The organism is Halorussus marinus, from assembly GCF_004521895.1.
Taxonomy (GTDB): Archaea; Halobacteriota; Halobacteria; order Halobacteriales; family Haladaptataceae; genus Halorussus; species Halorussus marinus.
Window position 1 is genome coordinate 113,980 of the sequence record NZ_SBIR01000014.1, and the last position, 11,781, is coordinate 125,760.

Annotated in this window: 5 protein-coding genes; 2 read left to right on the forward strand and 3 right to left on the reverse strand. The window is 55.7% G+C overall.

The window, feature by feature from the left end; all coding sequences use genetic code 11:
• The first annotated feature begins 366 nt into the window (after positions 1-366).
• Positions 367-6,333, forward strand: coding sequence for a sacsin N-terminal ATP-binding-like domain-containing protein (locus tag EPL04_RS16730; protein WP_134672313.1), 5,967 nt, complete (start codon positions 367-369; stop codon positions 6,331-6,333).
• Positions 6,334-6,958: 625 nt separating this feature from the next.
• On the forward strand, positions 6,959-8,245 hold the full coding sequence (locus tag EPL04_RS16735; RefSeq protein WP_134672314.1) for a Cdc6/Cdc18 family protein: 1,287 nt from the start codon (positions 6,959-6,961) through the stop codon (positions 8,243-8,245).
• Between the two features lie 297 nt (positions 8,246-8,542).
• On the opposite strand, the gene EPL04_RS16740 is transcribed toward EPL04_RS16735, so the two are convergent.
• The 3 genes from EPL04_RS16740 to EPL04_RS16755 all read right to left on the reverse strand — a co-directional run bounded on the left by EPL04_RS16740 (position 8,543) and on the right by EPL04_RS16755 (position 11,558).
• Positions 8,543-9,583: a hypothetical protein gene (locus tag EPL04_RS16740; RefSeq protein WP_134672315.1), complete on the reverse strand. Its 1,041-nt coding sequence runs from the start codon at positions 9,581-9,583 to the stop codon at positions 8,543-8,545.
• Between the two features lie 706 nt (positions 9,584-10,289).
• Positions 10,290-10,604, reverse strand: coding sequence for a hypothetical protein (locus tag EPL04_RS16750; RefSeq protein WP_134672317.1), 315 nt, complete (start codon positions 10,602-10,604; stop codon positions 10,290-10,292).
• A 24-nt stretch (positions 10,605-10,628) separates the two neighbouring features.
• The gene (locus EPL04_RS16755; RefSeq protein WP_134672318.1) at positions 10,629-11,558 is read right to left on the reverse strand and encodes a hypothetical protein; all 930 of its coding nucleotides are present in this window, start codon (positions 11,556-11,558) and stop codon (positions 10,629-10,631) included.
• Positions 11,559-11,781 lie beyond the last annotated feature (223 nt).

Here is an 11,781-nt window from a genome sequence, read left to right on the forward strand (position 1 = left end):
AGATTGTTGGTTGCGAAGCCCCCCATCGGTTTGGGTTGGTCGAACCCTCAGTAGAAACGGTGACGACCACCTTCTGTCCTGTCCACAAGTGGGTCACGGTTACGACGTAATCGACAGTAGGCTCTCCACCAACAATCCTCTACCCAAGAGCGTGCTTCCTCAATAATATGTCAGCAAGAATATTTGAGTTTCACTTTAGACTAGAGTAGCTATGTTTTGGATAGCTAAGAGTAGTATCTGGAGGTAAATGCACAAGCAGGATACGACAAATAAACCGAATTCGGAATTTTCGCTCGACACACTGGCTAACGGTGGGCGTATAACCTCTCCCTGGAATTTAAATGCGAATTTGTCATCTAAGATAGTATGGCAACTCAGTCTACGGTCGTCGACCGCCTTTCTGAAGAGGAACTCTTCGAACGGTGGAGCGACCGTTGGGACCATTTCCTCGATGACTTTTCTGCGACAACGCCCTCCGGGACGATCTCCGAACGACTCCGTGACAAGGTAAAAAGCGGGAACGCAGAGCGAGCTATCGCCGGCGGCCACGAGGGACGAGAAGTCCTCGAGCTACTCCAGAACGCTCGCGACGCGATCCCTGGAAAGGCGGACGGTGGCCGCGTCTATGTCGGAGTGTACGACGAGGGGATCCTCGTCGCGAACACGGGCCATCCCTTCGACCTGTTCGATCCCGATGTCGAGGATGCGGTCACGATGATCGGCGAATCCTCGAAGGGGGACGCTGACCAAGAAATCGGACACAAGGGCGTCGGGCTGAAGTCGATACTTGCGACTGGGGACGCGTTCGAGATCTGGACACGACACGATGCCGCAATAAATGGTACTCTCCGCGTCCGATTGAGTCGGGCATACGTCACTGCAGCATTACTCTCATCGTTGGGTCACGACACGTCTTCGTTCGATCTTCGTGGTACGGTATCGAACGAGACGATTCAATCACTCACCGTGCCATCGAACATCGGACAGCGGACCGGCCGACTGGACCGGGATGCTCGGGAGGATATCGGGAAGCTTCCGCTATTTGATTTCCCGGTTCCACTGACAACGACAGCCGGCCCGGACGACCCAGTTGCAGATCGAGCCTCGGCACTCCTAACAGGCGACGTTGACGAGTGGTACGGTGACCCGTTCCGGACTGCGGTGTTCGTCGAGTACGAGGATGAAGAATGGCGAGATATCCTCGACGACTTCGACGTACCGCAACCGGAATCAGCTGACAGAGACACCGCTGATCGGGCTGAACGGCTCTGGTCGTATCTGTCGAAAGGGGCCGACGAGGAAGGACTGACGCCCGAGACGCTCGTCCAGTTCGGCGGAATTGAATCGCTGCTCCTCGAACGCGTCGACGAGACTGGGGAACCAGTTCGGGAGCGCTGGGATGTCGACCGTACTTCAGGGTCGCTCGACAGTGAGACGGTTCACCACCAGACCGTTACGGTAGCGGTGGAGGGAACGGACGAATCGTCCTGGGACGAACGGTTCGACCAGTTCGGGTTCGACGACGTCGACGCCGCCACACAACTGCTCGTTCCGCGAACGGCGACACACCGTGACCGGCCGCAAGAGTATCCGTTGTACCTCTACTACCCGATCGAGAATACACGGGATGTCTCACTCCCCTTCTGTCTCCATGGCCACTTCACGGTCGAGACGAATCGAAAGGATCTCAGTCTCAACAGCCTCGCTGATAACCGCGCAGTCCTCGAACAGGGTGTCGAACTCGTCGCTCGTGTTGCCGAGGCGGCAGCGGGGAGTGATTTCGGCGATCAGTACCCGTGGATTCTCCTGCCCCCGCCACCGACGCGTCACCAGGACGACCCGAGTTCGCAGGCAAGTTTACTTACGTGGTTCCGTGCTGCGATCTACGAAGAACTCCGCGAGCGTGCGTGTGTTCCCACCGTCGGTGACGTAGACGGCGGACGGATACCCGTTGTACCCGATGAGGCCCTCCTCCACTGGGACGTAACGGTCCGTGACGGGTTCCTCGCACTCTACGACGTGACCGAGTCGCTGGATGCGACCGTCACCGACGCTGTCGTCGACCGCCACTTCCCGACGCAGGAGACCCTCGAAGGATGTCGCTCCTTCCCAGATGCGTGGGAGGCCCGAATTGAGTCGTTGCTCTCAGTCGACGACACGGAACAGTTCTCCACTCATGTGGCTCGCTCGTGGGCGGCTATTCTCGGGAATCACCTTGACCAACGGACGCTGGACGACGACGAGACACACCTCGTTTGTGACGTTGAAACAGCCCGGTCACTGTTTCTTGGCACCGTCGAGACGATACTCCGTTCAGGTACGGACGACGATGAGCTGTCATCGACGCTCGACGCGATCTCCTCGCATCTCGAAGGGGTGTACCTTCTCCCCTGCCGACGCACGGGTGATGAAGAGGCAGTCGGTGAAGACTCCGAGGAAGCACTCACTGATGATAGTTCGATGGATACAGTCCTTCTCGTTCCCATCGAAGCACGGTCGGGGCCCAATCCGAACGAGCGTGGGACCAGTCGTACACGGTCGGTTATCTGGGATATCAACTCGCCCGATCGCGACATCGAACCGCCCGAAGTTCCGCGCGAGAAGTCGAGTTTTCAACTGTACTTCCTCGACCGAGCAGTCGAACAGAACGAGCGTGCCCGTCGCGTTCTCGAACTGGCCGGACGACCATGGGGGGTCCGCATCTACGATGGCACACCGAGTTACTTCCGAGAACTCCTCGATACGTTCGCGACGGACGAACCCGCGCGCGTGAAAGCGTTGGACTTCCACTTCCTCGCGAAACAGGTCGACAAACTCGGGAGCGAATCGCCGGACCTCCAGACCGACGAGGGGTCGTTTGTCCCGACTGATTACGTACAGTCTGCAGTCGCACGATCGGACGGTGACCAGCGTCAGAATCTCCGTCGGCGTCTTAACCTCCGAAATAACCACCTCACTCTCCCACGAGACGGTGGAACGCACGACTTCGGTGAGACGATACTTGGCGACGATTGGCAGCGTCTCCGTGGGCGAGCGCACGAAGATGATGCGATCGACGACTGGGGCACGTTCGACGGTAATGCCAGCACGACGTGGCCTGCGCCGACGGAAGAGGCGTGGATACCTATCGCCGGTGCACTACAGGCTGATAACGCTCACGAGCGAATCGCAAAGACACTCTCGCTGTTCGGTGTCTCGGTCCTTCCGGGCGTTCGGACAGTGTGGATGTATGGTTCCGGTCACCCGCGGACTCGGGGCGACGCGTCGTGGAATCCTGCTGAATGGTCATCCGACGACTTCGCAGCTGGAGAGGGTTTCCCTGGCAGTGCTGCAGCACTCCAACGAGCCCTTGCAGAGTCCAGCAATTCCTATCAGCAGTGGATCACGGCTCCAGGGCGACATCCGCAGACGACCGCCGAGCACTCGAGCAAGTGTAACGTCAAAACGGACGGTGTTCTCAAAGACGTCTTCCTCGCGACGTGGGTATGGGTGGACGACCTCGACGCACTCCTTCATCTCGGCGGAGAGAACCTCCTCAAACTGCTTCGACGGTACGAGGATGAGTTCACCACATCGATACTCGAGACCGGATGGACCTGCTCACACGGCCACCAGCGGGACGGCTACGGGTGGTCGAAGTCGGTCCCGACGCTCCTGAACTGGCAGCTCCGCCAGCTGGCAGTCTGGGATTCGGTTGTGACGGTTAACCCTGATCTCCAGGAACGCTGGGGAGACGACGACGCACGGTTCGCCTACACAGTCGTCAAAACGGGGTCACGTGGTGCTCGAGCGTCGCGACTCTTCCCTCACGTCGACCCCGATGAACTCGATATTTCTGAAGAATTGCTCCGGACGCTGGGAGTGAACCCAGTCGAGGCGTTCGATGCAACCGAAGCTGCTTGGCACCTCCAGCGACTCCTCGAAGTACTCGCAGTAGACGAACCCAGCGAGGAACCGGTTCCACTCGACGTCCCCGACGAACGGGATAACGATTGGAATGCAGCGTATACGGCGCTCATAGACCCCATCCTTCGCCAGTTGCCGGCGGAGGATCCAGCTGAGGCAGACCTCGACGTGCCGTTCCTCTCCCACCTCCCGATTCAGCGTGGAGGAGAGTGGCAGGTTGCGTCACTGGAGTGGCTGGCAGAAAACGCCGACGAAGGGCGCTACTATGAAGACCAGTCACCCAAGCCGTGGGAACGCCGCGCCGTCGAACAGGGCGGTCACTGGCTACTTCCACGAACCGCGTCAGGACCGTTTACCCGACTCGCCGACGCTCTCGGGGTTGATCGTGTCGACGCATCAAAGCCCATCTTCGATTCCGACGATCTGACGTTCACAGACGAGTCGCTCGCCGATTTCCGTACGGAACTCCGTGACCGGACGGTCCTGCTCGTCGCATCACTCGAACAGACGAGTGAGGATCGTATCCGTGAGTTCGCGGACGAGCTAGATGCCGCAATTGCGAACCTCCGCGTTGCTGAACGCTTCCCAGAGGTGATCGAGGACGATTTCGACGCCCCGAAATCTGGTCTCTATGCGCCCCGAGAGGGTGAGGAAGCCTTCGTCTTTAATTCAGCAGCCTACGAAGATGGGCTCACACTCGACGGTCTCGCGAAAGCGTTCTCTCTCCTTGCCGAACAACCGACGCCAATCGCGACGTTCCGAGAAGCACTTGACAGTGATCTCTCGACGGGAGAACTTACCAAGCGCTGGCAGCGACGAACCTTCCCCGTCGATGATGTCGCACGGATCCTCGGGACGAGGCGGCGACGCGATCTCCGTCAGCGACTCAACGCACTCGTCTCCCTGGCTGATCGATTTGATGGTGTAATCACTCCGGCAGTCGATGAAGTGGTCGAGGCGGTCGAGCGCAATGGCGATAACGCTGTCCAGGACTTCGAGCGCGCCTTGTGTGGTAACGAAGCCACTGCCACAGGTCTCGATGACGCGTCGCCCCAAGCAACCTTCGTCAACGACATTCGAGAGAGCCTTCCCGACGAACTCAGATTCGTTCTCGATCGCCTGTTCGGGGAGGACCGGCGACCGTGGCGTGAGGTGATTGCAGTGTCCGATAGCGACGACGAGCTGCTCGTGATAGATTGGCTGGCGAAGAATACAAGGGCACTCGACGCGGCGGCGTGTTTCCCGCAGTCTGTTCCGTCCGCTTACGTCCGTGTGCTCGCGGTGATGAACGTCTGGGACCGGACAGAGACCACGGAACTCCAAGACGTAGATGTGTGGCGGTCTCGCCTTCGCACCCTGTCGACGGACACCAGTGTTGAGTGGGTAGACCGACTCCCCGGACGATTGCGTAACGAGGACGCAGGTGATGAGCTGTTGTTCTATTATACACCTGAGGAGCGGTTCCGGTCGCTGGTCGTTGAGCCGTTTCTCGATAGCCTCTCCGGGGATCTCTCTGCTGGGACAGCAGACCTGAGAGCTATGCTTCGCCGATATATCCTAGAAGGGGACTTCCCGAAGGCCGAAGCAACTGTCTCCGCCGCAGACCACCAAGACGGCGCACTTGCCGACCTACAATCTGCTGCGGAGAGTGGACAACAATTCTCCACTGAGAGCCTTCTCGATACAGAGTTCGGAGTGCGAAGCGCCTCAACACGGATGACTGGCAGTGGTAGTGGTGGCGGTAGTACTCAGTATCGTGGCCGGGGTCAGCAGGGTGAAGCCGCGACCCTCGTAGCGATTCTGGATGATACTGCTGCCTGGCTTGACGACCAACCGATCGGAACGATTCGGTCAGTTCGCTCGACGCTCCGTAGGCTGCACGATGATCAACAGAACGAGGATCACGACTGGCATCTCGACCGAGTCTGGGAACAGGAGCTACTGCCACTCTTGTCGAATGATGGACTGACACGGGACTCCATCGTCGATTGGCGTGAATATCTCGAAGACGGGCGGCGACTCCGAGATCATCCGCTAGTCAGGTTCTGCAACGTAACGCTCGAACAAGGCCCTGGCTTCGACGTGATCGATCCGTTCGGTCCATTATCGAGTCCTCGACGAGACTTTGGTATCGACCAGTTCGTCCCCGTCGAAGTGAAAGCCGTCGACGGCCGATCGCCACCGTTCCACTTCCGGCTCACGACCAACGAGTACCGTCGATGCAAGGCGTTCCTCCGTGGCGGCAGACCGTATGTAGTCCGCCTTGTTTACGTCCCCAACCCTGACACGGTCGATTGGGCGTCACAGACCCAGTTCGTCTCCGAGATTGTACTTAACGACGTTGCAGACGCTGAGTCTCTGGTTCGTGGAGATCCGTTCGAGGAAGTCGTCAAAGGCGGATACATGAATATGAGCGTGGACGACTGAAACACACGTTCCAATATAGGTGAGTCTGCGTCGTCTCGCCCGGCGCCGTCTTCCTGGACGTCAGGGACGAGGGCTTCGACTCTGACAAGGAGTTTCTCCAGAAACTTGTTCGGAGTCTCGTTTACCGAGAAGATAATATCGGACAGGAGTCTTCGGTTGAAGTCGTGCGTCCACGTCAGGATGGGTCGGGAGCCACACCGAGATTTCAAGTGGAGACCGGTCCCGCTATAGATTACGAGTGAGAAATGTGGATAGAGATTCCGAACGCCACCACTACTTCCAACTACGACGTCTTTTAAGAACCCCTCCCTCCCCACTGTTTCCAACTTCACGAGGAAAACGTATAGAGGACTAGCCAGACAGTAGCTATTCTAACACGACAAACACAACTAGCCTCTAATCTAGCCGCGTTTTCCGCTAGTGCGGTTTTGGTTTTACTGTTAATGTAATAAGTGTTTCCCTCATTCTAGAGCAACGAGCAGCTGGGTCCACTTGTTCGCAAGGAGAAGTTGGAAATGGTGGGGGGAGTGTGTTTTATAAAGAAACAGGCGGTTGGAAGGGGTGGTGTGGGGTTGAAGCGTTGGAAGGGGTGGTTTTATGAGGATATCCTGTGTGGGGTCGTTACATGGGCTACTTCGACGATGATGGATTCCTGGACGAACACATCATTAAGGACCGAAGCGTCCTGAAACCCGAGCACAAACCCGAGAAACTGGAAGAGCGAGACGAGGAACTCGAGGACTATGTGAAACTCCTCCGTCCTCTATTGAAGGGCTGGGATCTCGACAACATCTTTCTCTACGGTCACTCCGGTGTCGGCAAGACCGTCGCAACTCGTACTCTGCTCCCGGATCTACGGGACAAGGCAGAGGACCAGTCTATCGATGTGGATATCCTCGAAATCAACTGTTCATCGGCAAATACGTCGTATCAGTCGACGATCGAACTCATCAACGAAGCACGCAATCCCGAGTATCCACTGACAACGCTCAACCTGGACAAATCTGAGCTGAGCAAGACAGGCTATCCTGCTGAACAGGTCTATGAGGAACTCTTCGACGATCTACACGAGGGCGCGGAGAATATCATTCTCGTACTCGACGAGGTGAACACACTCGGCAGCGATAGTGAACTACTCTATCAGCTCACTCGTGCGCAGACAATGCACAAACTTGAGGCTGAGTTGTGTATTATCGGGATCAGTAACGACTTCAATTTCAGAGACGATCTCCCTGCGCGGGTGAAGGATACACTCTGCGAAACCGAGCTTCACTTCCCCGCATACGAGCAGAATGATCTCATTTCGATTCTCTCGCGTCGCGCCGAGCAAGCGTTTTACGAGGGGACGAGTGAAAACGGCGTTATCGAACTCTCTGCGGCTCTGGCATCTCGGGATCGTGGTTCGGCTCGCCAAGCTATTCGGCTGCTTCGGAAAGCTGCTGAACTCGCAGAAAATGAAGCAGTGGAGACAGAGGACACGGACTGTATCGAGGAACGACATGTACGAAACGCTGAGGATATCATCGAGCGAAAACAGGTGACGACAGGCATCCGCAAACTCACATCACATCGGAAGTACGTCTTGCTGGCGACTACGAACCTCTCTGCTCAGGGGAATACACCCGCTCAGACCAGGGATATCTACGAGTACTACAAATCCGTGGCGGAGGAGTTCGGACGAGATCCACTCACTCGACGTGGAGCGCACGAACATCTGCTCGAAATGTGCGATAACGGTATTCTCAAGAACGTGAATCGAGATCAGCGCGGACGTGGGCGACCGAACAAATACAAACTTGACACGCCCCTTGAAACCGTGATTGATGCATTAGAACAGGAAGAGGACGGCGAAATCGGAGATCTAGATAGTCTACGTGAACAAGCAAATCAGCAGACTACGCTTACTGAGTAACTTGGAAGCCGTGGGGTGTCGTCTATTATATACTTGGAAGCCATGGAACGGTTAGAAGCGCTGGCGAGCGATTTTTCTTTACGTAAGATGGAAACGGTGGGGGGTTACTGACTTAAAGGATGGAACGACTGGTTGGGTTGGAAATATAGGTCTGACGTACGTCAGACACAGGTTGGAAGTCGTGGGGGGTGTTCGTTTAAATACCTGGAAGAGCCGGTCAGCAGCGGTATTCCTGCCCTCAGCCGCGCTACCCCAAATTACGCTGTGTGGATTCAGATGAACTGGCGAGTATCGTCCCTATCCAAATGTCTCAGCAGGCCCAAACACCCACGGTTGAGTTACGTCTTGCATCGCTGCGGAGAGCATCTCATCGTGGTCGTTACCGTATCGATCCCGACGGTAGGCGTTTCCGATAACCGGAACTGACTCTTGGAGGACAACAGGCACAATGATTTGAGCTTGGTTTCTCCACTCACGCGAGAATAATGAGGCATATCCAGCTGCCTGTCCAAACGCTTTCTGGAAGTCACGTGTTGAGGTCTTAGTAGCGCTGTTCTTTACTTCGACAACGAACCAGAAATCATCTGTCTTGATGATCATATCCGCGATAACTGATTTACCTGCGTTATACAGTACTCTGCCAACTGGGACCTCACAGAAGACCTCAACATCCTTCTCGTTGTTCGAGATCCACTCAACGAAACTTCGAGCGAGCTCATCTTCAGCAGGGCTATTGAGTGATTGCTTGCTGTTACGTGATATCCATGATGTGAGTTGCGGTCGCTGTGTATCGACTGGCGGGCTCACATCGTACACCTCTCTGCCATACCACTGCCCCCCTGCATAGGCTTCGACATCGATTCCAAGAGCCTGACAGACAGCGAGAAGGTGAAGATCCTTCGGTCGGATTTTTTCGACGATTATCCGTTGCTCTATCTTCCCAACAGATTGTTTGGGCCGATAGATGGTCTTCCCGTCCTCATCGGTGTCTGGATAGACGTGATGCTCGAACGTGTTCACTTGCGTTTTTGAGTCCCAGTAGCCACCGTTTTCAGTGGCCGTCTCACGAACGATCGAGCGGTCTCGGGGGAAGAAGTACGAGTACTGGAGAATCTGTCCAATTGCGTTGAAATTCAACCCCGGTATTTTTGCCTCCACAAGGATTGCATCACCTCCTCTTGGAGGTTCTGCGAGCAGATCTATACTATAGCCCAAAATACCGGCGGAGCCCTGAACTGTCTCGTACTGTCGCTGCACGCAATTTCCCGTGAGATACTCCTTTTCGTACGGTTCAGATTGATGCTCGACGTACGCGTCAATGAGTTCGCCTTCATTCATGGATGGAGTAGGAGCGACACCCGCTTACGGGTTATCGGTGGTAATTCGAAACACGTGCGCCGAATTCTCTCAAGGCACCTGTATATCTTAGTATCACTAGTAACATTTCAGGGCATGGATCATCCGTCGGTTGAATTCAAACTCCCACTTGACGACGGTCATCATCAATTCGAAGTACCACGAGATACGACGCTGTTTTTCTGGGGTGCCGTTGCACCAGGTACTCAGGAGCGTATTGCTCCGATCGATACCCGTCGCGGGAGCCATCAGTTTACGGCCCTTTGCGAGGCCCAAAAGCGTATCTCGTGGTCACTCTGTGCGGAAGACGATCCGACGTCCCTCGTTTCAGAGATTTATAGAGAGAAAGGGTACAAGGGATTAGCTTGGTGGATCGCTTGTGACCCCCTGGAATTACCAACATCTGTGGTAGTTCAGTTTAGAACAGAGGGCGATCAACCGACGGTAGAGGGAGAGCCAGTCGTGCTCTGGACCGAGCAGGGGGAGATGTTCCCTTGGGGGACGACCGTCGAGAGTACGATGGAACTCGTACCGTCATCTTCACAGGTGACGCAGTTTCCGACTCGGCGCGAAAGTCTGTGGGACCGCCATAAAGTGTACGTACCGCTTCAGCAACCGACTACTGAGGAGGCTCATGGTTAACCAACGCTCAGATAGAACCGGGCTTACTGTTGGTTAAGGAGTCGAATTACATCTCGCGGTCGATCTCGAGCTTCCGCATCGCTCGTTCAAATACGTCGGGATGTCGATGCGCGAGATTCTCGAGATGGTTTCGAATCGATTGCGCGGCATCGACGTCTATATCTTCCGTATCTTGGAGTTCACGCCAGAACTGGTGCATTTCTTCGCTCACGGACACCCCGACCGTGTGGTCTTTCACTCCTGCATTGAGCGCGTCATAATGTGGTTCGAGATCGAAATCAGATGGCTCTCGTCGCTCCTCTTGTTGTTTGTCTTCGGCCGCCTCGTCCATGGCTTCCCCGAACGGATTGTCGCTGCTCATACGTACTTATTCTTAAGGTTAATCTTAAAGGTACGTGTCCAGGGTTTCGCTCGTAATCTCGACCGTGTTTTCGTCGGCGAACTGTTGCGCCCCAGCACGGAACGCGTGATAGCACTTCTGACGAGTGTTCCGTGGCGTGCCATCGCTATAGTCGACGACCGTTTCAATTGCGCTCGCAGAGAACGGGTCGGACGGGTAGCCGGAATCGTACTCCTCCTCGCGAGCCCAGGCCAACCATCGGGCGATGAGTTCTTCCGTCTCAGAAAAGTCGAATCGTTCCAGCGTCCGATCCTTCGCGACGAGACGGGAACTCAGCGTCTCACGTAGTTCGTCAATACGGTTTCCAGCACGTTCCGTCCCGAACATGAAGAGAATGAACACCGGTTCACTCTCACCTAAGTCCCCGACGCTCTGCAAGGCAGCCAAGAGCTGTTCGAACGTCCGTGTATTCCGGGATGCATCCTCAAGCTGATCGACTTGGATGATACACGCCATGTTTTGTTCCTCGAGCTGCTCGGCGACGTCTTCGACCTCTTGCCGCACTTCATCCGTTGCATGAGGATACGTGTCGGGAACATCGATATCATCGTACTGACCCAGCTCATCGAGCAACCGCGTGTAGAATCGTCGGGTGGTGATTGATTCGACTTCTCTGATTCGAGCGACACGAAATTCCTCGCTACGAGGGCCATCTGAAAGCGCACCGTACACGAGATCACGGAAGTGTGACTTCCCAGCACCACGAGTATCGATGATTGAGATGTGCCCCGCTCGATTCAAGATATGACTCGCAACCTCGTTAAGGAGGTCTTGATTCGCGCGCACCGCGATGCTTGCATCCGGGAGTGTTTCTGCCGTAAAGGGGATTCGTTCGGGTTTGATACCGAGCTGTTTTGCGTAGCCAGCTTGCGCCTCCTCGGTTTGATTCAGCGCGTCGGTAAATTGGTCGCCCATGCTGCTCCCCACTCCCCCCCGCACCATAAATCTAAGCTCAAGCTTAATCTTAAGATTAGACTCTGGCTGGTAGTGCCGATTTCTACTGCTACGAGTCGCTCTTGTGTAGAGCTACGGAAAGACCCTATAGTTACACTGAGCCAGCCATAATCTGGGAGTATGTCTTCTGCTCAGCCGGCGTTCGGCGCGATGTTTCGAGAGCTGATCAACCTGGGCGTCGTCG

What these genes read in the sequence shown, in the direction of transcription:
- EPL04_RS16755 (WP_134672318.1), bottom strand. Translation starts at nt 11,558, where the DNA reads ATGGGCGACCAATTTACCGACGCGCTGAATCAAACCGAGGAGGCGCAA.
- EPL04_RS16730 (WP_134672313.1), top strand. Translation starts at nt 367, where the DNA reads ATGGCAACTCAGTCTACGGTCGTCGACCGCCTTTCTGAAGAGGAACTC.
- EPL04_RS16735 (WP_134672314.1), top strand. Translation starts at nt 6,959, where the DNA reads ATGGGCTACTTCGACGATGATGGATTCCTGGACGAACACATCATTAAG.
- EPL04_RS16750 (WP_134672317.1), bottom strand. Translation starts at nt 10,604, where the DNA reads ATGAGCAGCGACAATCCGTTCGGGGAAGCCATGGACGAGGCGGCCGAA.
- EPL04_RS16740 (WP_134672315.1), bottom strand. Translation starts at nt 9,583, where the DNA reads ATGAATGAAGGCGAACTCATTGACGCGTACGTCGAGCATCAATCTGAA.